The sequence below is a fragment of the Micromonospora tarensis genome (assembly GCF_016803395.1).
GTDB lineage: Bacteria > Actinomycetota > Actinomycetes > Mycobacteriales > Micromonosporaceae > Micromonospora > Micromonospora tarensis.
This window is the reverse complement of sequence record NZ_JAEVHL010000030.1, coordinates 18,997-42,257: the sequence shown is the minus strand read 5'-3', so window position 1 is coordinate 42,257 and position 23,261 is coordinate 18,997. Positions and strand designations below refer to the sequence as shown.

At 70.6% G+C, this 23,261-nt stretch carries 17 protein-coding genes and 2 pseudogenes; 10 read left to right on the top strand and 9 right to left on the bottom strand.

Features of this window, described 5'->3' with window-relative positions; genetic code table 11:
* The 8 genes and pseudogenes from JM949_RS09670 to JM949_RS09620 form a co-directional block, all read right to left on the bottom strand.
* The coding region (locus tag JM949_RS09670) for an ATP-binding cassette domain-containing protein (RefSeq protein ID WP_203148078.1) at nt 1-753 on the bottom strand (753 nt) is incomplete at its 3' end.
* Nucleotides 750-1,768, bottom strand: a pseudogene (locus JM949_RS39635) (ABC transporter ATP-binding protein). The pseudogene JM949_RS39635 and the gene JM949_RS09670, both read right to left, overlap by 4 nt.
* Nucleotides 1,765-2,649: an ABC transporter permease gene (locus tag JM949_RS09660; protein ID WP_203148077.1), complete on the bottom strand. Its 885-nt coding sequence runs from the start codon at nt 2,647-2,649 to the stop codon at nt 1,765-1,767. The pseudogene JM949_RS39635 and the gene JM949_RS09660 overlap by 4 nt, the downstream one beginning before the upstream one ends.
* On the bottom strand, nt 2,646-3,602 hold the full coding sequence (locus JM949_RS09655) for an ABC transporter permease (RefSeq protein WP_203148076.1): 957 nt from the start codon (nt 3,600-3,602) through the stop codon (nt 2,646-2,648). Before JM949_RS09655 ends, JM949_RS09660 begins: the two co-directional genes overlap by 4 nt.
* A 6-nt stretch (nt 3,603-3,608) precedes the next feature.
* Entirely contained in the window at nt 3,609-5,282 is a 1,674-nt protein-coding gene (locus tag JM949_RS09650; protein ID WP_203148075.1) for an ABC transporter substrate-binding protein, read from the bottom strand.
* 250 nt (nt 5,283-5,532) lie between these two features.
* Nucleotides 5,533-7,113 carry an alkaline phosphatase D family protein gene (locus tag JM949_RS09645; protein ID WP_203148074.1) on the bottom strand — a complete coding sequence of 527 codons (1,581 nt, stop codon included), beginning with the start codon at nt 7,111-7,113 and terminating at the stop codon, nt 5,533-5,535.
* A gap of 179 nt (nt 7,114-7,292) precedes the next feature.
* A complete protein-coding gene (locus JM949_RS36730) occupies nt 7,293-11,336 on the bottom strand; it encodes a discoidin domain-containing protein (protein WP_238432862.1) in 4,044 nt (1,347 codons plus the stop codon).
* Nucleotides 11,337-11,505: 169 nt separating this feature from the next.
* Nucleotides 11,506-12,048 carry a TetR/AcrR family transcriptional regulator gene (locus tag JM949_RS09620; RefSeq protein WP_309232086.1) on the bottom strand — a complete coding sequence of 181 codons (543 nt, stop codon included), beginning with the start codon at nt 12,046-12,048 and terminating at the stop codon, nt 11,506-11,508.
* A 136-nt stretch (nt 12,049-12,184) separates the two neighbouring features.
* Here JM949_RS09620 and JM949_RS09615 point away from each other — a divergent pair, with 136 nt between their 5' ends.
* On the top strand, nt 12,185-13,585 hold the full coding sequence (locus JM949_RS09615) for an MFS transporter (protein WP_203148073.1): 1,401 nt from the start codon (nt 12,185-12,187) through the stop codon (nt 13,583-13,585).
* A gap of 190 nt (nt 13,586-13,775) precedes the next feature.
* Here the strand turns inward: JM949_RS09615 and nhaA are convergent.
* A pseudogene (gene nhaA / locus JM949_RS09610) lies at nt 13,776-15,694 on the bottom strand (Na+/H+ antiporter NhaA).
* Nucleotides 15,695-15,867: 173 nt separating this feature from the next.
* On the opposite strand from nhaA, the gene JM949_RS09605 reads away from it, so the two are divergent.
* The 9 genes from JM949_RS09605 (at nt 15,868) to JM949_RS09570 (ending at nt 23,256) form a co-directional block, all read left to right on the top strand.
* The gene (locus JM949_RS09605) at nt 15,868-16,269 is read left to right on the top strand and encodes a YbaB/EbfC family DNA-binding protein (protein ID WP_203148072.1); all 402 of its coding nucleotides are present in this window, start codon (nt 15,868-15,870) and stop codon (nt 16,267-16,269) included.
* Complete coding sequence (locus tag JM949_RS09600; protein WP_203148071.1) at nt 16,256-16,576, top strand: type VII secretion target; 321 nt, start codon at nt 16,256-16,258, stop codon at nt 16,574-16,576. The genes JM949_RS09605 and JM949_RS09600 overlap by 14 nt, the downstream gene beginning before the upstream one ends.
* Nucleotides 16,573-17,856, top strand: coding sequence for a WXG100 family type VII secretion target (locus JM949_RS09595; RefSeq protein WP_203148070.1), 1,284 nt, complete (start codon nt 16,573-16,575; stop codon nt 17,854-17,856). Before JM949_RS09600 ends, JM949_RS09595 begins: the two co-directional genes overlap by 4 nt.
* Nucleotides 17,857-17,859: 3 nt before the next feature.
* A complete protein-coding gene (locus JM949_RS09590) occupies nt 17,860-18,090 on the top strand; it encodes a hypothetical protein (RefSeq protein WP_203148069.1) in 231 nt (76 codons plus the stop codon).
* A 262-nt stretch (nt 18,091-18,352) separates the two neighbouring features.
* Nucleotides 18,353-18,688 (top strand): nucleotide pyrophosphohydrolase, encoded by a 336-nt coding sequence (locus JM949_RS09585; RefSeq protein WP_203148068.1) that lies wholly within the window; start codon nt 18,353-18,355, stop codon nt 18,686-18,688.
* Between the two features lie 195 nt (nt 18,689-18,883).
* Nucleotides 18,884-20,578 carry a DUF2075 domain-containing protein gene (locus JM949_RS09580; RefSeq protein ID WP_255545553.1) on the top strand — a complete coding sequence of 565 codons (1,695 nt, stop codon included), beginning with the start codon at nt 18,884-18,886 and terminating at the stop codon, nt 20,576-20,578.
* A gap of 35 nt (nt 20,579-20,613) precedes the next feature.
* Nucleotides 20,614-20,736: a hypothetical protein gene (locus JM949_RS38510; RefSeq protein ID WP_255545557.1), complete on the top strand. Its 123-nt coding sequence runs from the start codon at nt 20,614-20,616 to the stop codon at nt 20,734-20,736.
* Nucleotides 20,737-20,961: 225 nt separating this feature from the next.
* On the top strand, nt 20,962-21,438 hold the full coding sequence (locus JM949_RS09575; protein ID WP_203148067.1) for a hypothetical protein: 477 nt from the start codon (nt 20,962-20,964) through the stop codon (nt 21,436-21,438).
* A 27-nt stretch (nt 21,439-21,465) separates the two neighbouring features.
* A complete protein-coding gene (locus JM949_RS09570) occupies nt 21,466-23,256 on the top strand; it encodes a glycoside hydrolase family 15 protein (protein ID WP_203148066.1) in 1,791 nt (596 codons plus the stop codon).
* Nucleotides 23,257-23,261 lie beyond the last annotated feature (5 nt).

The following is a 23,261-nucleotide window of genomic DNA, read 5'->3' as shown; positions in this document are numbered from 1 at the left end:
CGGCGCGGCGGAGAGCAGCGCCTGCGTGTACGGGTGGGCGGGCCGGCGAGATCCGCTCGCGGCTGCCCGCTCGACGAGTTGACCCAGGTACATGACGGCGATGTCGTCGGCCAGGTACTCCACGGCGGACAGGTCGTGGGTGATGAACAGGCAGGCGAACCCGATGTCGCGTTGCAGGTCGGCGAGGAGGTTGAGCACCGATGCCTGGACGGACACGTCGAGGGCGCTGGTGGGTTCGTCCGCGATGAGCAGCATCGGCTCGGAGATCAGCGCCCGCGCGATGCTGACCCGTTGGCGCTGCCCCCCGGACAGCTCGTGCGGGTAGCGACGCGCCACCTCGGCACGCAGTCCCACCCGTTCGAGTTGCGGGGCGACGCGGGCGTCCCGGTCCCGCCGGGAGAGCCGCCTGCCGGCCAGCCGCAGCGGTTCGGCCACGATCTCGCCCACCAGCATGCGCGGGTCCAGGGACGCGGCCGGGTCCTGGAAGACGATCGACACCGCGCCGCGGTGCGGCCGCAACCGCCGCCGGGACAGGTGGGTGACGTCCGTGCCGGCGATCCGGACCGTCCCGGCGGTCGGCTCGACCAGCCGCACCACGCATCGGCCCACTGTCGACTTTCCGGAGCCGCTCTCCCCCACCAGGGCCGTGACCCGGCCCCTCGGGATGGTCAGGGAGACGCCGTCCACGGCGCGTACCGGACCGAAGTGCATCACCAGGTCCTCGATCTCCAGCGCGTTCGGCTGCGGCGTCATCGGTTCGCCTCCTGGGGAGCCACGGAGCAGGGGTGCCAACAGGCCGCCAGGTGCTCGCCGACACCGATGTTCACCAGGGGCGGGGCGGCGTCGTGGCACTGCCCGTCGGCGGCGGGGCAGCGGTCGGCGAAGGTGCACGCGTCGGGTTGGCGGGACAGCACCGGCACCAGACCGGGGATCTCCGTCAACCGGTCCGTGCCGGCGTGCCGCCCCGGCTGCGGCGACGCCGACAGCAGCCCGGCGGTGTACCGGTGCCGTGGGTTGGCGAACAGGTCGTCCACCGGCGCCCGTTCCACCACCCGGCCCGCGTACATGACGACGACGCGGTCGGCGATGTCGGCGATCACGCCGAGGTCGTGGGTGATGATGAGGACGCTGGTGCCGAGCCGGTCGCGCAGGTCGCGCAGCACCTGGAGGATGCCGGCCTGGACCGTGACGTCCAGCGCCGTGGTCGGCTCGTCGGCCACCAGCACCTTCGGGCCGCAGGCCACCGCCATCGCGATCATCACGCGTTGGCGCATGCCGCCGGAGAGCTGGTGGGGATAGTTGTCGACCCGAAGCGCGGCGGACGGGATCCCGACCAGGGTCAGCAGCTCGACCGCCCGCGCCCGCGCCGCCCGCCGGGACATCCGCTGGTGGGCCTGGAGCACCTCGCCGATCTGCGACCCACGGTGAGCACCGGGTTCAGCGACGTCATCGGCTCCTGGAAGATGTAGGCGATCTCCTGGCCGCGTACCCGTCGCAGCGCCGACTCGCGGGCGCCGACCAGCTCGGTGCCGTTCAGCCGCACCGAGCCGGTGACCCGGGCGCTGCCCGGGAGCAGGCCGGCGAGGCTCATCGCGGTGACGCTCTTGCCGCAGCCCGACTCGCCCACCATTCCGACGATCTCGCCGGGCGCGAGGTCCAGACTGACCCCGTCGACCGCCGAGACGGTGCCGGTCTCGGTCGGAAACGACACCGAGAGGTCGCGTATCTCCAGGACGGGCGCGGCGGCGCCGGCCGGGGCCGTGCTCATCGTCGATCTCCCTTCGGGTCGAGGGCGTCCCGCAGGGCGTCACCGAAGACGTTGAACGCCAACGCCAACCCCATGATCACGACACCGGGGAGGACGGCGGCCCACGGCGCGCGGGCGGCGAACTGCTGCGCGGTGGCCAGCATCGTGCCCAGACTGGGCGCCGGGGGCTGGATGCCGAGGCCCAGGAACGACAGCACCGCCTCGCCCAGGATCGCGGCCGGGATGGCGACCGTGGCCTGCACCAGGATCACCGAGGTCGCGTTGGGCAGGATGTGCCGGGCCAGCACCCACAGGTCGCCCGCGCCGTCCACCACGGCAGCCGCGACGAAGTCCAGCGACTTGAGGCGCAGCGTGTCCGAGCGGACGACCCGGATCACCCCGGGGATCTGGGCGATGCCGATGGCCACCGCGGCGTTGCCGAGGCTGGCCCCCCGGATGGCCGCCAGCCCCACTGCCATGATCAGGAACGGGAAGGCCAGCAGCAGGTCGGTGAAGCGCGAGATCACCGCGTCCCAGGCCCGGAAGTAGCCGGCGGCCAGCCCGAGGGGCACCCCGATGACCAGCGAGGTGGCCACCGCCAGGAGCCCCACCAGCAACGACGCCCGCGCGCCGAGCATGATCCGGGACAGCACGTCCCGGCCGAGGTCGTCGGTGCCGAGCAGGTGCCCGGGGGTGCCGGGAGGCGCGAACGTGCGGGCGAAGTCGGTCTGGTCGACCGAGTAGGGCGCGAGCCACGGCGAGAGCAGCGCGATGGCGATCGCCAGCGCGAGCACGACGAAGCTCACCACGGCGAGCGGGTTGCGGCGCAGCCGCCGCAGCACCCGGGCCCGCCGGGTGACACTGCCGGCGGTCTCCGCCATGGGTACGGAGAGGACGGTCATGCCGGTTCTCCCGTCACCCGGATGCGTGGATCGATGACCGAGTAGAGCAGGTCCACCAGGAAGTTGATCACGATGTAGGCCGCCGCGGTGAGCAGGACGACGGCCTGGATCACCGGGTAGTCCCGCTGGAACACCGCGTCGATGGTCATCTTGCCGAAGCCGGGCAGCCCGAAGATCTGTTCGGTGACGACCGCGCCCGAGATCAGACCGCCGAGTTGGAGACCCACGACGGTCACCACCACGATGAGGCTGTTGCGCAGGGCGTGCCGGGTGATCACGGCGCGCGGTCGCAGCCCTTTCGCCTTCGCCGTCCGGACGTAGTCGGAGGAGAGCGAGTCCAGCATCGCCGAGCGGGTCTGCCGCATGATGATGGCCGCCAGGCCGGTGCCGAGGATCACCGCCGGCAGGACGAGGTGGTGCAGGTTGTCCACGGGATCGTCCAGGAACGGCACGAAGCCGGAGGCGGGGAACAGCCCGGTCGCCACCGAGAGGTAGAGGATGGCGAGCAGCCCGAGCCAGAAGTGCGGCACCGACAGGCCGATCAGGGCCAGGCCGTTGGCGAGCCACTCCGCCGGGCGCCCGCGCCGGACCGCCGCGAGCACCCCCGCACCCACTCCGAGCACCGTGGCGAGAAGGATCGCCAGGATGGACAGCTCGACGGTCACCGGCAGGGCGGTGGTGAGCATCGACGAGACCGGCGTACCGGTGCGGATCGACACCCCGAAGTCGCCCTGCGCCATCCGCTCCACGTACTGGGCGAACTGGACCGGCAGTGGCTGGTCCAGCCCGTAGTGCCGACGGATCGCCTCCAGCGCCTCCGGCGACCGGTCCTCACCGGCCAGCGCGAGGGCCGGGTCACCGGGGAGCGCCCGCACGCCGACGAACACCACGATCGTGGACAACAGCAGGGTCAGCGCCGACTGCCAGGCGCGGGTGAGCAGATACCGGGCCACGGCGAGCTACTTGGTGTAGCCGGCGAAGGCGGCCCGGAGCACGCCGTCGGGGAAGACCTGCAAACCCTGGATCTGCTTGCTGACGGCGGTCAGGTTGCGCTGCCGGTAGAGGTAGATCAGGGCGTCGTCCTGTTGGAGCACTGTGACCGCCTGCCCGTAGAGCTTCTTGCGCTCCTCGACGTCGCCGGCCTGCCGGGCCTGGGTCAGCAGGGCGTCGAGTTGCGGGTTGCTGTAGCCGGCGACGTTCTGGCTGGCGCCGGTGCCGACGAAGTTGGTGATATTGGCGTCCGGGTCGATCCGTCCGCTCCAGCCGAGCTGCAACAACTCGAAGTTGCCCCGGTCCTGCTCGTCGAGGAGGGAGGAATACTCCACCGGGTTGATCTTGAGGTCGAACCCGCCGTCCTTGACCATGGACTGCAACGCCTGCGCGAGACGCAGCGTGTCCGGCGTGTTCGAGGCGAGCATCGTCACCGGGTACGGCGTCGGCACACCCGCCTCGGTGAGCAGTTGCTTGGCCTTGGCCGGGTCGTGCGCCGGGCAGGCCTGCGCCTCGGGCGACGAGAACGGGCTGGCGGGCGAGATCGGCGAGCAGGCGACGGCGTGCAGACCGTTGAAGACCGCGTCGACAAGCGCCTTGCGGTCGATGGCGTGCTCGAAGGCCTGCCGCACCTTGGCGTTCTGGGCGAGCGGGCGGTTGATGGGCTTGGGGGCGGTGCCGACGCCGTCGACGTTGCCGATGTTGATGGTCAGGCCCTGATATCCGAGGGACTGCGACTGCAAAACGGAGACCGACGCGTCCTGGCGTAGCGAGGCGAAGTCCTGGGTGGAGACGCTGTCGGCGACCTGCGCGTCGCCGGAGCGCAGGTTGGCCGCGCGGATGCTCGCGTCGGTGAGGATCCGCCACGAGATGGCGTCGAGGTGCACCTTGCTCGCGTCGTAGTAGTTCGGGTCCTTCACGACCTCGATCGAGTTCTGCGGCACCCGCTTCGCGAACTTGAACGGGCCGACGCAGACCGGCGCCGAGGCGAAGTCGTCACCCCGGGTCCGCAGCGCCTGGGCACTCATGATCATGCCGGCCCGGTCGGCGAGGGCGCCGAGCAGCGGGGCGAACGGCTGCTTCAGCCGGAGCACGACGGTCTGCGCGTCGGGGGTGTCGACGCCGTCGATGGGGCCGAGTTCGCTCTTGCGCGCCGACCGGGCGTTGCTGAGGTGGCGCTGCAGGGTGGCCTTCACCGCCGCGGAGTCGAACGGCGTCCCGTCCGCGAAGCGCACACCCGGACGCAGCGGGATGGTCACCGTGCGGCCGTCGCCGCTCGTCGTGGGCAGGGCCGTGGCGAGCTGCGGTACGACCTGCGCCCGCTCGTCGACGTCGTAGAGCTTCTGGCACATCGCCTGGAAGACGTACCGGGAGTAGAGGCTTCTCGACAGCGTCGGGTCCAGCGCGTCGGGCTCGGCGGAGAGGGCGATAACCAGCTTGCCGCCCTGCTTCACGGCGGCGGGGTCCGCCGGCGTACCGAAGGAATCCTGACCGGCCGACTGGTTGTCGCCGGGCTGGCCGCCGTCGTTGTTCGACACCGGTGAGCAGGCGGCGAGCGTGCAGACGACGGCGGCCGCGGCCACCGCGGCCCGGAGCACACGGCGGCGGGGCAGGTTCGTTTCCCGGACGGAGAGGTTCGTCATGGAGAGCTCCTCAAGTGGGCGATCCGGGGAGCGTATGTTGTATACGATGACCGCCGCAAGACCTCCGTGACTGGCTCCGCGGCCCCCCTCGCCACGCCGGCTCAGGACGCCTCCGCGCGGCAGGACCAACCACCCGGCCCGGGACCGGACCGGCTCTGCCCACCGGGCACCCGGTCGGCGCCGCCGCGCGACCCCGGCGCTGGTCGTCGACACCGACCCGGTTCGACGACCAGCCGCCAGGCCCAGTCCACTACGCCGACACGTGGGCCACGCCGGGCCGGCCGCTCTGCACGTGGACGCTGGCCCGGGTGGTGATCGGCGCGCCCGGCGCGGTCACGAACGGCACCACCCGGTAGTCGGTCCGCATCTCGCCACGACCGAGGTGACAGACCTGGTATCCCCGCTGGGAGTTGTGGAACCTCATGTGCGGGTTCTCGGCCAGCCACGTCACGCCGAGCGCGTCCATGTCCTGCCCGTTGCCGCCCGAGCTGATCGCGGTCCCGAGGAACTCGGTGCCGATCGTGCGCGAGGCCGGGTCGGCGAAGTTCAGCTTCAGGTCCGCGGCGACGCTGCGGTGCGCGTCACCGGTGATGACCAGGAAGTTGTCGACGTTGCGCCGCGCCAGCCCGTCGAAGAGCCGTTGCCGCGCCGCCGCGTACCCGTCCCAGGTGTCCATTCCGAACGTCTCGGTCGGACCGTCGGTGTGGTCGGCCTGCATGGCGAAGACCTGGTTGCCGAGCACGTTCCAGCGGGCGGTGGACGCGCCGAGGCCCGCCAGCAGCCAGGCCTCCTGCCTGGCGCCGAGCAGCTGCCGGTTCGGGTCCCAGCGCAACGACTGGTCGGTGAGCTGCTGGTCCCGGAAGCGCCGGGTGTCGAGCACGTCGAGCTGGAGCAGGTCGCCGAACGTCAGCCGCCGGTAGACCTGCATCTCCGGCCCTCGGGGCATCGACGAGCGGCGCAGCGGCAGATTCTCGTAGTACGCCTGGTAGGCGGCGGCCCGGCGCAGCCGGAACACGGCCGGATCCTGGTCCGGCTCGGTGTCCGGCTGCGAGTGGTCACCGGCCCAGTTGTTCTCCACGTCGTGGTCGTCCGGGGCGACCACCCACGGCGCGGTCCGGTGCGCGGCCTGGAGCGCCGGGTCGAGCTTGTACTGCGAGTAGCGGATCCGGTAGTCGGTGAGGGTGAACGTCTCCACCGCCGGGAGGTGTGGCCGGCCGATCGAACCGGCGCCACCGCCCTCGTAGATGTAGTCACCGAGGTGGACCACCAGGTCCAGATCCTCCCGGGCCATGTGCTCGTAGGCGGTGAAGTAGCCGTCGGTGTAGGCCTGGCAGCTGGCGAACGCGAAGGTCAGCGACCCCAGGGCGGCCTCCGGCCGAGGTGCCGTGCGGGTGCGGCCCACCGGGCTGACCTGGTCCGCGACCCGGAACCGGTACCAGTAGACGCGGTCCGGTCGCAGGCCGTGCACCTCCGCGTGTACCGAGTGCCCCCACGCCGCCGTGGCCCGCTCCACGCCGCGCCGCACCACCCGGCGGAACGTCTCGTCCTCGGCCACCTCCCACCGCACGTTGACCGCGCGCTCGGGCATTCCTCCCAACCCGTCGAGGGCGAGCGGTTCCGGTGCCAGCCGGGTCCACAGCACAACCCCGTCGGGCATCGGGTCGCCGGACGCGACGCCGAGCGTGAACGCGTAACCGGACAGGGTGATCCGGTCGTCCGCGCCGACGGAACTCGCCGAGGCGGGCTCGGCGCCGAGCATCGCCGCGCCGGCGGCGACGCCGCCCAGGGCGAGGAAGTGACGACGCGGCAGCGTCGGAGGTGACTGCGACATGGATGAATGACCTTCCGGAAAGCAGACGATGTTGCCGTGCTTTCCTGATCCCAACCGCCCGACATGACGCTCGCCGAAACACCCAGTGAACGGCGCCGGGGCAATCCACTGACGACAGCCGGGGCCGCCGGAACGCGGTGGGAGGCGGCGATCGGGGCGCCGCCTCCCACCGCGAGCTGTCAACTGCTGGCCGAGTTGTACGCCTGCGCGGTCACCGTGGCCTTGCCGGTGAGGCCCGCGCGGGCGGGCCAGGAGATCCGCACCTCACGGGTCTCCCCCGGCAGCAGCCAGAAGTAGTTGTCGCTGTAGCGGGCCGGCAGCACCCGGTTGCCGCGCTGGTCACGGACCGCGAGTCGGACCAACGCGGCGACGGTGCGGCCCTGGTTGCGGACCGTCGTGGTGACGGTGTTCCGGCCGTCCACGACGCGTGCCGTGCTCGACGAGGTCGACAGCCGGGTGCTCGGCAGGTCGTTGAGCGCCCGCATCTGCTCAGCCCTGTCGTAGCGCCAGTAGGTGTTCTCGGTGAGCAGCCGGTCGCGGCTGTCCCGCAGTTCCAGCCGCACCAGGTGCAGCCCGGCACCGTCCGGGGCGGCGAGTGGGAAGACCGGCGTGGTGGCCGAGCGGGCCACGTCCACCCGTTGGCGTTGCGCCGTGCCCAACGGCCTGCCGTTCAGGTCGTACCGGCGGGCGCTCACCGTGACACCGTTGAGCGCCGCGGCGGTGTGGTTGACCACCCGAACCTGCCAGCTGCCCGGGTCGGCCTGCACGTGCAGCGGCTCGCAGCCCTTGCGGGCACCGTAGTAGGCGCCGTTGACGTCGAGGTCGTAGTCGTAGGTCTGCCAGACCGTGCTGTGCCACGCCGGGTGCGACATCCACAGCAGCAGGCCGGTGGCGTCCTGCCACAGGTTGGCGTTCCACGCCTCGAACATGGCGCGGTGGCTCTCGTAGTTGACGAACTGCGCCCGGGTGGCGAAGTCGTCAAGCGAGTCGGACGCACCGAGCCGCGCGTCGATCGCCGCCTGGTACGTGCCGACGCGCTGGTTGCCGATGGTCGACCAGTCGTGGTAGTTCCACACCTCGCCGATCGGCCACTGCGGTGCGTCGCCGACCAGGTTGCGCATGCTCTCGACCACCGACACCACCGGCATGCCGATCTCGGTGTGGAAGCCGAACGAGTCGGCCTCGTACATCTTCACGTCGGTGTAGGTGCTCGGGTCGACCCAGTGGTACGGCCCGCGTCCGCTCACGATGCCGCTGGCGGAGTTGGGGATGTAGAGGATCTCCGGGTGTTCCGTGCTGACGGCCTGCTTGAGGCCGGCGTCGACGATCGGCGGCGGGTCACCCTCGTTGGCGCCGCACCAGACCACGATGCACGGGTGGTGCCGGAAACGCCGGATCGTGTCGGCCGCGATGTCGACGTAGCCGGGCGGGTTGGGCAGGAAGCCGCCGGCCTGCCAGAAGTCGTTCCAGACCAGGATGCCCTGCTCGTCGCAGGCCCGGTACAGCTCCTCGCGGTTGCTGCTGCCGAGCCAGTTACGGATCATCGTGAAGTTCATGTCGCGGTGCATCTCGACGGTGTCGGCCAGCCGGTCCGGCAGCACCCGGCGCAGCAGCTCGTCCCAGCCCCAGTTGCCGCCCCGGGCGAACACCGGCACCCCGTTGACGCTGATCTTCAGCTCAGTGATCTTGTTGCTGACCGACTTCACATCGGTCCACGACCGCCCGTCGGTGGAGACCTGGATGACGAAGTCACGGGCGTAGGCCTGCTCCCAGACGATGGTGACCTGGTCGAAGCTGACCGGCGCGCCGAGGTCGACCTGGATCCACTGGTCGTCCTCGAACGTCGACGACCACCGGGTCCGGGGGTTGCCGTCAACCGCCCGGTCCGGGCCGTTGGAGTCGCCGTCGGACGACGACGCGGTGGCGGTCCGGCCCAGGGCCAGGTCGACGTCCGGCTCGGCCTGCCGCTGCACCGAGAGCGCCCACATGGACACCCCCCACGAGGTCACCCGCGCGCCGGTCTGGATGCGCACGTGCTGGGCGGTCTGGCTGGCGAACGTCTCGACCTGGGTGGCGCGGCTGCCGAGCGGGGTGTCGTTGCTGACCGACGTCACGTCGCTCCAGGCGTCGCCGTCCGCGGAGACCTGGACGCGGTAGTCCAGCGCGTACGCCTGCTCCCACACGATGGTGACCCGGTCGAAGTCGACCGCCGCGCCGAGGTCGACCTGGATCCACTGGTCGTCCTCGGCCTTCGAGGCCCAGCGGGTCGCCGCGTCGCCGTCGACAGCCCGGGCGGGCACGTTCGTGTCGTTCTCCGACGACGAGGCGGTGGCGTCGCGGCGCAGGGCGAGGTCCGGGCCGGTGCCGTCGGCCACCGACAGCGCGTACATCGAGATGCCCCAGCCGGTGGCGCGCTGGCCGGCCTGGATCCGGACGTGCCGGGCGTGCTGCCGGTCGAACGTGACGGTCTGCGCCGCGGCGCCGTCGACGAACTCCAGCGGGGGCTTGCCGGGCGGCGAGATCACGATCGGCTGGTGCCAGTCGTAGCCGAACTCACGGACACCGAAGCGCAGCTCACGCCGGTCGCTGACGGTGCGCCTGACGGTGGCGGTGAGGGTCAGGTCGTACAGGTGCGGGTCGCCGTAGCCGTTGGGCCACCACAGCCGGGGGTTGCGCAGGCGCAGCGCGGGGAAGCGCTCAGGCGTGAAGGTGACGGTGGTGCTCGCGCCGGCGGGGATGGTGACAGTGGACTCGACGCGTACCCTGTCGAACTCCGCGCGGACGGTGACAGAGGTGGCGGTGCCGGTCGCGTTGCGGACCGGCACCCGGATGGTGACCTCGGCGTTATCGGTCTTCGGCAGGTCCGGCAGTGTGGTGCGCACGTGCGGGTCGCCGACGACCACGGGGCCGGTGCTGCGCAGGCGGACGTGGTCCCAGAGGCCGGTGACCCGGTCGCGGACGGCGGGCATCCAGTCCCACCCGGACACCGCCAGGTAGGTCGGCGCGTCCAGGTAGTGGTGGGCCGACTGGAGGAAGGTGCGACCGTCGGCGCCCTTGTCGCCGGGGGTGCCCTGGTGCGGCATCGGGGTGACCCGGACGGCGAGGACGTGCTCGCCCCGGTGACCGGCGAGGGCGTCGGTGATGTCGAAGGCCGCCCGCGCGAACGGGTGCTTCACGCTGCCGACCCGCACCCCGTTGACCCAGGCGGTCGCCTCGTGGTTGATGCCGTCGAACTCCAGCCAGATCCGTCGACCGGCCGAGGTGTCCAGCTCGCGCGGCAACCGCAGTGCGCGCCGGTACCACCAGGTGTGCCGGGACAGCGCCTCCGGGATGCGCATGTTGTTGAAGCCGGCCACCGGGTCGGGCAGGTGGCCCTGCTCGACCAGGGTGCCCAGCACCGTGCCGGGGACCGTCGCCGGCAGCCAGGAGCTGACGTCGACGCCGGCCCGGGAGAGCTCCCCGCCGTCGGTGGTGCCGGCGAAGTCGTCAATCGTCAACGACCAGCCCGACTCCAGCGGCACCGTGCCGTCGGCGGCCACAGTGAGTGCCGGGGCCGGGCCGGTGTTGCCGCCCTCCCAGCTGGTCCAGCCCTCGGCCTTCGGGCGGCCGGCCAGGGGTACGCCGTAGACCTGGAAGCCGTTGAGGCCCACCGGGTTGCTGTTCGAGCGCTTGGTGGCGGTCATCCGGATCCACCGGGCCTCGACCGGATCGGGCAGCTTGATGGCCTGCACCCCGCCCTGCCCGTCGGCGGTCTCGTACACCGACCGCCAGGCGCGGTTGTCGGTGGAGACCTCGATCCGGTACGCCGTGGCGGCGCTGGAGAGGATCTCGTCGCCGTCGGTCTCGGTGTAGTTGCCGTCGAACGGGCCGTCGGCGAGGGTGGCCTCGAAGACCAGTGTGACTGCCTCGACCCGGCAGAGCGCCTGGAGGTCCACCGAGATCCACTGGGGATCGCCGTTGGCGGCCCGCCAACCACTGCCCCGGACACCCACCTGCGGCAGCCCGTCCACCGCGAAGGTGGCGGGCGTGGGCGCGTAGTCGGTGGAGGAGACCGCTACCGGACGGTATTTGGCGAGGTCGGTGGCCGAACCGCCGGCGGTCGGCGTCGCCGGGGCGGCGGCCGCGACGGCGTCCGGCAACAGCGCGGTCACCCCGACCGACGCCAGCAGTGTGGCTCCGGCGGAGAGGAAGGTACGCCGCGAAACGGGCGTGGGCTCGGACATCGTGCCTCCAGTAATGACAACGTTGTCAGATAACGGGGGTCGGTGACAACGTTGTCAGATGGTGGCCCGATGTCTCACCAGAGTCAAGAGCCCAGGTCCATCGTGATGTACCGGATACGTTCGGCAGTTGCTCCACTGTGGACAGGGGCCGCAGCTCGACGGCCGGGCGTCACCCCGGCGGCGTACTCAACCCGTCCAGGGCGACCGTGAGCACGCGTTCGCGCTGCTCAGCCTGGGGAAAGTGCCCGGAGGCGATGGCGCTGGCGAGGCGCATGACGTCGTCGATCGCCACGTCGGCACGCACCTCGCGGGCTCGCTGGGCACGCTCCAACAACGGCCCGCCGGCCGCGTAGAGCGCTCGCCGACACTCCAGGTAGGCGGTGGACTCCCGGTTGAGACCGGCGGCCAGGGGCTGCTTCGCGCCGATGTACTCGACGAAGCGCCGCAGCCACGCGTACAGACCGGCGCGGGGGGCCAGACTCTCGGCCTCCCGGGCCGCCTCGCACACCACCTCGACCTCGGTGATGTAGACGTTCTCGATCAGCACCTCTCGGGTGGGGAAGTTGCGGTAGAGGGTCGCGATGCCCACCCCGGCGCGGCGAGCGATCTCCTCCAGCGGAGCGTCCGCGCCCTGCTCGGCGAAGGCGAGCCGGGCCGCCGCCAGGATCGCGTCGTAGTTACGGGCCGCGTCCGCCCGGTGCGGGCGAGCCACGCGCAGATGGGTGAGGGCCGTCACGGTGCCGATGTCTCCCAGCGCTAGCAAGCGGAGGGCAACTATCACTAGAGTGATAGTGCGCCTCCACTTAACCGGAGGTTCTCTATCAGACTAGCGCGAAAGAAGGCGGACCATGTCCCCGACTCCCGCAACCCGTCGCGGGATCGCCCTGGCGCTCATCCTCGGCTCGCAGCTGATGATGACGCTGGACACCTCGATCATCACGACCGCGCTCCCCCACGTACAGCGGCAGTTCGGTCTCTCCCAGTCCGGGCTGTCCTGGGTGCAGAACGCCTATGTCCTGGCCTTCGGCGGCCTGCTCCTGCTCGGCGCGCGAGCGGGCGACCTGCTCGGCCGCCGCCGCGTCTTTTTCGCCGGGATCACACTGTTCACCGTGGCGTCCCTCGCCGCCGGCCTCGCCCAGAGCGGCAGTTGGCTGATCACCGCCCGCGTCGCGCAGGGCCTCGCCGCCGCGCTGGCGGTGCCCTCCACGCTCGCGCTGCTGGTCGCCGACCACCCCCAACCGGGTGCCCGGGCCAGGGTGATCGCCCTTTACAGCGCGGTCATCGGCGCCGGCGGCAGCGTCGGCATCGTGATCGGCGGCGTCTTCACCGACCTGCTGTCCTGGCGCTGGGGCATGCTCGTCAACGTCCCGATCGGCATCGCCATCGCACTGCTCGCGCCGCGCTTTTTGGCCGAGACCGAACGCCGCTCCGGCACCTTCGACCTCGGCGGCGCGCTGACCTCCACCGGCGGCATGACCGCCCTGGTGTACGGCTTCATCCAGGCCGCCGCAGCCGGCTGGAGCGCACCGGCCACCGTGGTGTCACTGGGCCTCGGCGCAGCACTCCTCAGCACCTTCGTGCTGATCGAGCACCGCGCGCCCCAGCCCATCACCCCACTGCGACTCTTCCGCAGCATGGAACGCTCCGGGGCGTACGCCGGTCGGATCCTCATCGTGGGCGCGACCTTCTCCACCTTCTACTTCCTCAGTCAGTACCTGCAGGAGGTGCTGCACCTCAGCGCCCTGCAGACCGGCTTCGCGTACGTTCCCATCACCGGCATGTTCTTCGCCATGGTGTACGCCATCCGGCCACTGCAGAACCGGCTCGGCCGTCCCGCCCTGCTGGTGGTGTCCCTCATCATCGCGCTGGCCGGCATGGCGTGGCTGTCCCGCATCTCGACCGGCTCCAGCTACTTCCCAGACGTCCTGCTGCCACTTCTGGTGATCGGAATCGGCCAGGGCATCGCCATCATCCTGATGACCCAGGGCGGCGTCGCCGGGGTGGAAGCACAGGACGCCGGCGCCGCGTCCGGTCTCGTCAACGTCGCCCACCAAATCGGCGGCTCACTGGGCATCTCGATCCTGACCATCGCGTACACCCGAGCCAGCTCCGCCACCGACCCGACGGCGGGCTTCCACGCGGCCTTCACCGGCGCGGACATCTTCTTCCTGATCGCCCTGGTCCTGGCCGTCGTCGTGGCCGTCGCGGGACGACGAGCCAGCCGTCTCGCCGGCCTCCCCACCACCTGAACGTCCTGAGGGATGACGGGCTGCCGGGCGGGGCGCGGCGTGGTGGATGGGCGTCCTATGGAGCTGATGTCGCAGACGATTCAGCTCCATAGGTAACGACCAGGACATCCCCACCCCGGCGGAGCGGAGGCCGATCGGACCCCGAGGTCCCTCGGCTACCTGGCCGAATGACGGCCAGAAGTCCCGGCGGTCAGCTCGCCGGCCCACCATCGAGACGCCCGGGTTCCCGGGGGTGGTACTCGGGGCGCAACTTGGCGCTCGCGAACGCCGACTTCACCGCCGCCGAGAGCGCGGCGATGTCGTACGCCCCGTGGTGGCGTCGGCCGTTGACGAAGAAGGTCGGGGTGCCGGTGACGCCGCTGAGGTCGGCGGAGTCGACGTCCTCGGCGATCCGGTCGACGCCCATCCGCTTGGCCATGTGCTCCCGGAACCCGTCCAGGTCCAGGCCGAGCTGTTCGGCGTAGCCGAGCACGTCGGCGGGGTTGAGGGCGTCCTGGTGGGCGAGGAGCAGATCGTGCATCTCCCAGAACGCGTGCTGCTCCCCCGCCGCCTCGGCGGCCTCGGCGGCGAGCTGGGCGTGCGGGTGGACATCGGTGAGCGGCAGGTGTCGCCAGACGTACCGGACGTTGGCGAAGTCGGCCAGCAACTCCCGGACCACCGGCTCGGCCTGCCCGCAGTAGGGGCACTCGAAATCGCCGTACTCCACGATCGTCACCGGCGCGTCGAGGTCCCCGCGCATATAATCACGGTCCGGATCGACCGGCAGCATCAGGTCGACGATCCCCTCGGCGACCCCCAGCAGCGCGCGCGCCCGGCGTGCCGGCGCGAGCCGCCCGACCGAGCGGAACACCACCCAGGTGACGAGGGACGCGGCGAGCGTCGCGACGATGATGCCGAGCTTCGCCTCGTCCAGGGCGGGGCCGTGCAGCGCGTGGGTGGCGATCAACAGCGCGACGGTGAACCCGATGCCGGAGACCGTGCCGACCCCGGCGACGGCCAGCCAGCCCACCGGCGGCCGGAACCGGTCGCCGCTCAACCGGGCCACCAACCACGAGGTCACCACGATCCCAGCCGGCTTGCCGACGACGTACGCCAGCACGACGCCGAGGGTGACCGGCGAGGTCACCGCTCGGGCCAGCAGGTCACCGTCGATCACGATCCCGGCGTTGGCCAGCGCGAAGAGCGGCACGACCAGGTAGCTCGCCCACGGATGGTAGAGCGTCTGGAGCCGCTCGTTCGGCGACAGCGCCGAGACCAGCCCGGCCTGGGCCATCCGGGCCAGCTGCGGGGTGGGCTGTTCCCGGAGAGTCGGAACTGGTCGCTGGCCCGCTGCAGGTCGCTGCGCCCGGGCGCGTAGGCGTAGGTCAGCAACCCCATCACCAGACCCACCACGACCGGGTCGACACCGGATTCCGAGACCGCGAGCCAGGCCGCCACCCCCAACAGCGCGTAGACCGGGCCGAAGCGCACACCGCAGCCCCGGGCCAACACCACGACGACGAAGATCGCCGCCGCGACGAGCAGCGCGGTCACCGACGGGTGCTCCGGGTACGCGATCGCCAGCACCGCGATCGCCACCAGGTCGTCGACGACGGAGACGGTCAGCAGGAAACCGCGCAACCGATCCGAGAAGCGCGGCCCGAAGACCGCCAGCGCGCCCAGCGCGAGCGCCGTGTCGGTGGCCATCACCGCACCCCAGCCCGCCGCGGTGGTCTGCCCGGCGTTGAACGCGAGGTAGATCCCGATCGGCAGGAGCATGCCGCCGAACCCGGCCAGCATCGGCAACGCCAGCCGACGCCGCTCCCGCAGCTCGCCGATGTCGAACTCACGACGCAGCTCCAGCCCGGCGACCAGGAAGAAGAACGTCATCAACCCGCTGTTGACCCAGGTGCGCAGCTCGTGTGACACCGGCCAGTCGCCGAGCTGGACCGAGAAGGAGGTGCGCCACACCGACTCGTACGACGACACGTCCAGGTTGGCCCAGACCAGCGCCGCCACCGCGGCGACCAGCACCACCCGCGCCCCGCCGGTCTCGGTGCGCAGGAACGCGCGCAGCGGAGCGTCGAACCGCCCCTGCCAGGCCGTTCGGCTGGTCCATCCCCGATGCATGTTGCTGCTCGTCACGGGAGCAATCTTTCCCGACCCGCTCCCGGCGCGACTCCGATTCCCCGGCGGGGGTCACGCCGGACACACACGGGGCCACACGCAGCGCCACCAGTTGGTAGCGTACCGGTGACCTCGTCGGCGCTGCCCGGCGGTGGGGTCCCCTGGGGAGGGTCGACATGTGGGCGGACGACGCCGCGCTGGACGCGGCGAGTCGCCGGCTCGACGAGTGGGAGTCGTCGCTCGCCGACCGGGCGGAACGGACCAGGGCGCTGGCGGCGAACGTGCGGGCGCTGACCGGCACCGCGCACCACCCCGAGCGGACGGTCGACGTCACCGTCGACTCCGCTGGCCAGCTCATCGACCTGCGACTGGACGAGCGCATCCGGCACCAGTCCGCGGCACGCACCGCCGAGCAGATTCTGGAGACCAGCAGAGCCGCCCGCGCGGAGCTGCTACGGCAGGTCAGCGCGTTGACCACGGACACCCTCGGTGGTGCCGACGCGAGCGCCCAGGCGATCATCGACTCGTACCGCAGCCGGCTCGGCCACGACCAGGGGCAGCGCGATGCCGGCCGGTGACGGCATCCAGGTCGACCCGGACGACCTGACCGCACACGCCGCACGCCTCGACCGCCGCGCCGACAGCCTCGACACCGCCCAACAGGCCGGCCAGCACGTCCGGCTGGGCGGCGACGCCTACGGGCAGCTCTGCGCGCTGATGCCGGTGCTGCTCGGCGGCCTGCAACAAACTCTGGTCGACGGCATCGGCGCCGCCGCCGGGTCGGTACGGGACACCGCCGGCAGGCTGCGGACCAGCGCGGAGCGTTACCGACACTCCGACGCCCACGCCCAGCGACTGCTCGACGGGGTGCGGCAGCGTCGGTGACCGCCAACCCCCTCGTCGCCGCCGCAGCGGACACCCCGCCCAGCGCCTGGGCGGGCGCGTGGATCTGCGAGGACATCGAACTCATCGCACAGGGGGTGCGCGCCGGCAGCTGGATCGACGGCAGCCTCGGCGTGGTCAGCGCCGGCCTGGATGCGCTCGCCATCGTCTCCGACCCGGTCGGCGCCCTCCTCCAGTACGGAATCGCCTGGCTCATCGAACACGTCAAGCCGCTCAGCGAAGCCCTGGACTGGCTCGCCGGCGACCCGGCGGCGATCACCGCGCATGCGCAGACCTGGCGCAACGTCGCCGGGTCACTACGCGAAGAAGCGGCCACGTTGACCCGCGCCGTCACCACCGACGTCGCCACCTGGGGCGGCAGCGCCGGCCCCGCCTACCGCGCCTGGGCCGCCGAACAACAGCAGGCCATCGCCGGCCTCGCCCAGGGCGCCGACACCCTGGCCACGATCACCGAAGGCGCCGCCGGCCTGGTCGCCGCCGTCCGACTCCTGGTCCGCGACGCCATCGCCACCTGCGTCTCCCGCCTCATCACGTACGCGGGCGAACTCCTCGTCACCGGCGGCCTGGCCGCCCCGCTGGTCGCGGAGCAGGTCAGCACGCTTGTCGCGTCCTGGGGTGCGCGGATCGCGCGGCTGCTGCGCGCACTGCTGAACAGCCTGCGCCGGCTGATGCCGGAGATCCGCCGCCTCGGCGACCTGATCGACAAGCTCAAGCAGGCGCTGAGACGACTCCAACGTTCGCCGGACGCACGTCCAGGCAGCGCGGCCGGTGCCGCACCAGGCATTCATGGCGGCCACACCACCCGGCCTCGCAACTTGGCGGACTATGGAGGACAGGACCGTTGGGCGGAGGAGGCATATGAGGCGATCCGTCGGCAGGACGATATCGACGCCATAGCACGCCAGGTCACGGACGCGCCCCGCCTAGACGGTTCCCGAGGGTTCTCAGTGGAGGAGATCGAGCAGATCCGTCGGCACATCTTCTTCGACGCCCATCCGATGGATGACTACGCGGGCGGGATCATCCATCAACGATACGACCCGAGCCCACCGATGGCTGAGGCATGGTTGCGCTTGCGGCGAGGCGACCCGTTGCCCGAGGATTACGCACTGCTGGAGCACGAATTGGCAGAGCTGCAGTACTACCAGGCCCATCCGGAAGCGGCATACCGGGAGGCACACCTTGCGGCCAACCAGGTGTCCGACTGGGGCGGATCCATACCCGGGCCGACCTACGAGGACTACTCGGAGTTTGGAGGCTAGGCAATGGGGATGATGGTGACTGCGCGGCGTGTCGAGGCAACGTCGGACGAGGTCCGCTACGAATTCGGTCTGGATGACAAGTTCGACCGTGTGCTGACTATCGACCCACACACCCTGACCGCCCGCGTGGAAGACGGCGATTTCAACTCGGCGGCAGGTGCGATCACGGCAAAGATCGTCAAGGCCTGGCGTTCCAGCGGCGAGTTCCCGACGAGGATGCTGTTCGCGAGTTGACCGTGGCGGGCCATCCAGGCTTCCTGAAAGAACAGAGCAACCGATGTCCCACCACTGACAGGGCCGGAGGGACGAGCCGGTACGCGCTGTGGCTTCAGTCGTGACGTTCGACGACCTGACGGCCGCGAGTGGCTGGATACGCTGGCCCTCGGCGAGCACCGCGCCTGGCTCAGGTTTCACCTCCGCCGTGAAGTCGGTCGGCCTTTCCGACAAGTAAGGGCACGGCGCGGGCTGGTGCGGGACGTCTGCGATGCTCCCCGCCATGGATGACCTGACAAGCCGGGTACGGGCGTTTGCCGACGAGCGGGACTGGCAGCAGTTCCACACGCCCAAGAACCTGGCCATGGCTCTCGCCGGTGAGGTCGGTGAGCTGATCGCCGAATTCCAGTGGCTCACACCTGAGCAGGCCGCGGCCGTCATGTCCGACCGAGAGGCCGGCGGCCGGGTCAAGGCCGAGATCGGCGACGTGATGATCTACCTGACCCGGCTCGCCGATGTCCTCGGCATCGACCTGGTCGAGGCCGCTTCGACCAAACTCGAGGAGGTGGCTCGTCGCTACCCGGTCGGCCAGGCTCGCGGGTCGGCCGCGAAGCGATAGCTGCCAGGCTGCGCCAACGTGGCGCTGAGTTGATCTCTTCGCTACAGTCCATCACGTAGGAGCGCGTCACGACGGGCTTCCGGCGGCTGCCGGACACGCCCCCCATGCGCACGATCACTTCGTGCTGCCCGGGGGCAAGTGTTGTCAGCGTTCCGTACGTCTGCCGATGGTCTGCTGCGCTTGGCTGGCGGCGGCATGCTCGAAGACCGGATCGTGGAGCAGATCGGTCGCAACGTGAGCCCAGCGGAACGACGCTCCTGGTCACGGAGCCTTCAGGTACTGGGTCAGGATCTCGCCGACGCGGGCCTCGGCCAAACCGAGATGCTGGTCGAGTACCAGTTGCCACTGACCAGCAAGCGGGTCGATGTGGTGCTCGCTGGCGTGGACCCGAGGACGTCAGACGACTCCTACGTGGTCGTGGAGCTGAAGCAGTGGTCCTATGCCGAGTCCTACGAGGGCTCCGACACCCTGGTGGCCGTGGAGCACGCGCACGGCCCGCGGCTCCATCCCGGCGTTCAGGTTGAGCAGTACTGCGAGTACCTGACGGATTTCCTCGGCATCCTCGCCGACCAAAGAAATCCGGTCCGCGGAGTGGCGTACCTGCACAACGCGACCGACCGCGACGTCAGCGACCTGTTCGACCGCCGGGCAACCGAGCAGAGCCGGATCTTCACCAAGCAACGGCGTGGCCAGTTTCTCGATTACCTCCGCACCCACCTGGCGCCAGCATCAGGCGCGGGTGCCGCCGACCGTTTCCTGACCAGCTCGGTACGGCCCAGCCGCCATCTACTCAGGTACGCCGCACAGGAACTGAAGGACCGTTCACACTTCACGCTGCTGGACCAGCAGCGTGTGGCGTACGAGTTGGTGCTGCATGCCGTGGAGCGGGCCCGATCGGCGGACCGGAAGTCGGTCGTGGTCGTCAAGGGCGGGCCGGGCAGTGGCAAGAGCGTGATCGCGCTCTCGGTGCTCGGTGAGTTGGCGCGGCAAAACCGTTCCGTCATGCACGCGACGGGCTCACGGTCGTTCACCCAGACGTTGCGTCGGTACGCCGGCAGGGGGTCGACCCGACTGAAGAATCTCTTTGGTTACTTCAACAGCTTCATGTCCGCCGAACGCAACGGGCTGGACGTTCTGATCTGCGACGAGGCGCACCGCATCCGGGAGACCTCCGTCAACCGGTTCACGCCGAAAGCCAAGCGGGAAAAGGCTCGTCCCCAGATCGACGAGCTTGTCGCGGCGGCCCGGGTACCGGTGTTCCTGCTCGATGAGCATCAGGTCGTGAAGCCGGGCGAGTTGGGCAATGTCGAGGTCATCTCGACGTACGCGAGGCAGCTCGACCTTGAGATCGAGGTCGTGTCGCTGCACAGCCAGTTCCGCTGCGGGGGCAGCGAGACGTACGAGCGATGGGTCGTCGACCTGCTCGGTCTCGACGGTGGCGAGCCGTCGGTCTGGACCGGCGACGGCAGGGTCGACCTGCGTCTCGCCGAGTCGCCGGAAGAGATGGAAGCCTTCCTCGCCGGTAAACAAGGGTCCGACGTCAACGCCAGGATGTCCGCCGGGTACTGCTGGCCGTGGAGCGATCCGCGTCCGGACGACAGCCTGGTGCCGGACGTGCAGCTCGGGAACTGGTCGCGACCCTGGAACGTCAAGAGCGACCGGAGCGTCGGCGATGCACCAGGCAGCGCGTTCTGGGCCACCGACCCGAACGGTTTCGGCCAGGTGGGCTGCGTCTACACCGCACAGGGCTTCGAGTACGACTGGTCTGGCGTCATCATCGGTCCGGACCTGGTCGCCAGGGACGGCCAACTGGTGACCCGACGCGAGGAGTCGAAGACCCCGCTTTCCGCAGTCGCAAGTCGGTCAGCGACGCCCAAGCGGATCTGCTGATTCGCAACACGTACAAGGTCCTGCTCACGCGCGGGATGAAGGGCACCGTCATCTACTCGACCGATGCCGAGACGCGGGAGTACCTCGCCTCGATGGTCAGGGTGGTCCGGCCGGTCGAGACAGTCTACGAGACGGCCCGCCAGGACGACCTCGGCTGACGACAGAGCTTGCTCGGCGGCCCGACGCGTGCGAAGAACGCTCCCACCCGCCGAACTCGTCAAGAGACGTCTGGGCGAGCAGGTCAGCGCGACGAGTCCGGTGGCTTATGGTGAGAAACCGGGCGCCCCGTGGGCGGGTGTCCGGTCCGGGCCGTGGGATTCACGCTGTTCAGCCGGAGGGTGGACCGATGACCGAGAATGCCCGCGACGTCGTCGACTGCTGAGATGGACTGGGCCGGATGGGCGTTGTTCGGGTTGGCCGCCACCGCGGCGCTCACCGCGGCGATGATCACCGCTCAGCTGGCCGGCCTCACTCGGCTCGACCTTCCCCTGGTGCTCGGCGCGTTCGTCACCGAGGATCCCGATCGGGCCCGGGTCGTCGGGTTCTTCCTCCACCTCTGCGCCGGTCAGGGTTTCGCCCTCGGTTACGCGGCCACGTTCGCGCTGTTGCACAGTGCCACCTGGTGGATCGGGGCGCTGTTCGGGATTCTGCACGTCGGGATCGCGCTGACGGTGATCCTGCCGCTGCTCCCTGGGGTGCACCCGCGGATGGCCTCGCAGCGGGCGGGACCGGCCAGCACGGCGGTGTTGGAGCCGCCCGGGCTGTTCGCGCTCAACTACGGCGTCCAGACTCCCCTGGTCACGGCTGCTGTGCACGTCGTCTACGGGGCCCTGCTCGGGTTGCTCCTGCAAGCCAGCTGAACCCCGGCTTGGCGAGGAGCGACCTCCATGACTGACGGGGCACCGATCAGCGACTACGGGTTGCTGGGCGACACCCGCACCGCCGCCCTGGTCTCGAGTGACGGCGGGATGGACTGGCTCTGCGTGCCACGCTTCGACGGCGATCCCCTGTTCGGCCGTTTGGTCGGGGGCCCGGACGCCGGCACGTTCCGGGTCGGCCCGGCACGGCCGGCCACTGTCGTCGAACGACGGTACCGGCAGCACACCGCCACCCTGGAGACCACCTGGGCGGTGGGCAGCGGCCGGCTCCGCCTCACCGAGGCGATGGTGGCCGAGGTCAGCGGTCGCCTGCTGCCCACCACGCTGATCGTGCGACGGCTGTCGGCCGAGCAGGCGGCGGTCGACGCGGTGGTGGAGTTCGACCCCCGCCTCGGCGCGCGGCACCGCCGGCCCCGGGTCCAGCACCGGCGCCAGGGCCTGGTGTGTGAGTGGGGGGCGCTCGCGGTCGCGCTGGCCAGCACGCCCACGCTCAGCATCGAGCCGGGTCGGCCCACAGCGGTCACGGTCCGTCCAGGCCGTCCGGTCATCCTCGTCCTGGCCGTGGCCCACCGCGAACCGGTGATCCACGTCGAGCCGACGGCCGCCTGGGAACTGCTCGTCGAGGACGAGGCCCGATGGCGGGGGTGGACCGCGGAGATCGACGATCGGCTGCCGTTCCGGGAACACGTCGCACGAAGTCTGCTCACCCTGCGGCTGCTGACCTACTCTCCCTCGGGAGCACCGGTGGCCGCACCCACCACGTCACTGCCCGAGGATCCCGGTGGGGGACGGAACTGGGACTACCGCTACGTCTGGCCCCGGGACGCCAGCATCGGCGTCAGCGCCTTTCTCAGCGTCGGCAAGGCCGACGAGGCCCGCGGTTTCCTCGCCTGGCTGTTGCACGCCAGCCGACTGCAACGGCCACGCCTGCCGGCGTTGCTCACAGTGCACGGCAGGCACGTACCAGCGGAACGGGAACTGTCCGGTTGGCCCGGCTACCTCGACAGCCGTCCGGTGCGGATGGGCAACGATGCCGCTGTTCAACACCAACTCGACGGCTATGGCTGGGTGATTGACGCCGCCTGGGCGTTCGCGCAGGCCGGACACCGCCTCTACGCCGAGACGTGGCGGGCGGTGCGCGGTTTCGCCGACGTGGTCGCCGGTCGTTGGCAGGAGCCCGACGCCGGTATCTGGGAGGTACGGGAGCCCGGCCAACACGTCCACTCCAAGCTCATGGGCTGGCTCGCTCTGGACCGCGCCCTGGCCATCGCCGACACGCACCCCCTGCCGGAGCGGCAACGTCGACGCTGGCGGAAAGCCCGAGACGCCATCGCCGCCGAGGTCCGGACGCGCGGCTTCGACCCGACGGCGGACAGCTACGTCCGCAGCTACGGCTCCCCGGATCTCGACGCGGCAATGCTCGTCCTGCCGCTGCTCGACATGGACCAGGCCGAGTCACCCCGGGTACGGGGCACCGTCGACGCCATCCGGGACCGGCTCTCCGCCGGCGGTGCACTGCTCTACCGCTACCCGCCCGGCCGTGACGGCCTGCCCGGCACCGAGGGCGCGTTCCTGCCCTGCTCGTTCTGGCTCGTTCAGGGCCTTGCCCGCACCGGGCGTCGCCGCGAGGCCGTCGAGCTGTTCCGGGCCCTGGTCGGTTACGCCAGCCCACTCGGCCTCTATGCCGAGGAGATGGACCCCGCGACGGGTGCCCACCTCGGCAACTATCCCCAGACGTTGACCCACGCGGCGCTCATCCAGGCCGCACTCGCCATCCGAGACGCCCCCACGTCCGGGTAGGGTCC

Bases quoted from the DNA above. Each gene is read 5' to 3' on its own strand.
- JM949_RS09585 (WP_203148068.1), top strand. From the start codon at position 18,353: ATGGATGACCTGACAAGCCGGGTACGGGCGTTTGCCGACGAGCGGGAC.
- JM949_RS09600 (WP_203148071.1), top strand. From the start codon at position 16,256: ATGCCGGCCGGTGACGGCATCCAGGTCGACCCGGACGACCTGACCGCA.
- JM949_RS09660 (WP_203148077.1), bottom strand. From the start codon at position 2,649: ATGACCGTCCTCTCCGTACCCATGGCGGAGACCGCCGGCAGTGTCACC.
- JM949_RS36730 (WP_238432862.1), bottom strand. From the start codon at position 11,336: ATGTCCGAGCCCACGCCCGTTTCGCGGCGTACCTTCCTCTCCGCCGGA.
- JM949_RS09645 (WP_203148074.1), bottom strand. From the start codon at position 7,113: ATGTCGCAGTCACCTCCGACGCTGCCGCGTCGTCACTTCCTCGCCCTG.
- JM949_RS09615 (WP_203148073.1), top strand. From the start codon at position 12,185: ATGTCCCCGACTCCCGCAACCCGTCGCGGGATCGCCCTGGCGCTCATC.
- JM949_RS09575 (WP_203148067.1), top strand. From the start codon at position 20,962: ATGGACTGGGCCGGATGGGCGTTGTTCGGGTTGGCCGCCACCGCGGCG.
- JM949_RS09590 (WP_203148069.1), top strand. From the start codon at position 17,860: ATGGGGATGATGGTGACTGCGCGGCGTGTCGAGGCAACGTCGGACGAG.
- JM949_RS09650 (WP_203148075.1), bottom strand. From the start codon at position 5,282: ATGACGAACCTCTCCGTCCGGGAAACGAACCTGCCCCGCCGCCGTGTG.
- JM949_RS09580 (WP_255545553.1), top strand. From the start codon at position 18,884: ATGCTCGAAGACCGGATCGTGGAGCAGATCGGTCGCAACGTGAGCCCA.
- JM949_RS38510 (WP_255545557.1), top strand. From the start codon at position 20,614: ATGAAGGGCACCGTCATCTACTCGACCGATGCCGAGACGCGGGAGTAC.
- JM949_RS09570 (WP_203148066.1), top strand. From the start codon at position 21,466: ATGACTGACGGGGCACCGATCAGCGACTACGGGTTGCTGGGCGACACC.
- JM949_RS09605 (WP_203148072.1), top strand. From the start codon at position 15,868: ATGTGGGCGGACGACGCCGCGCTGGACGCGGCGAGTCGCCGGCTCGAC.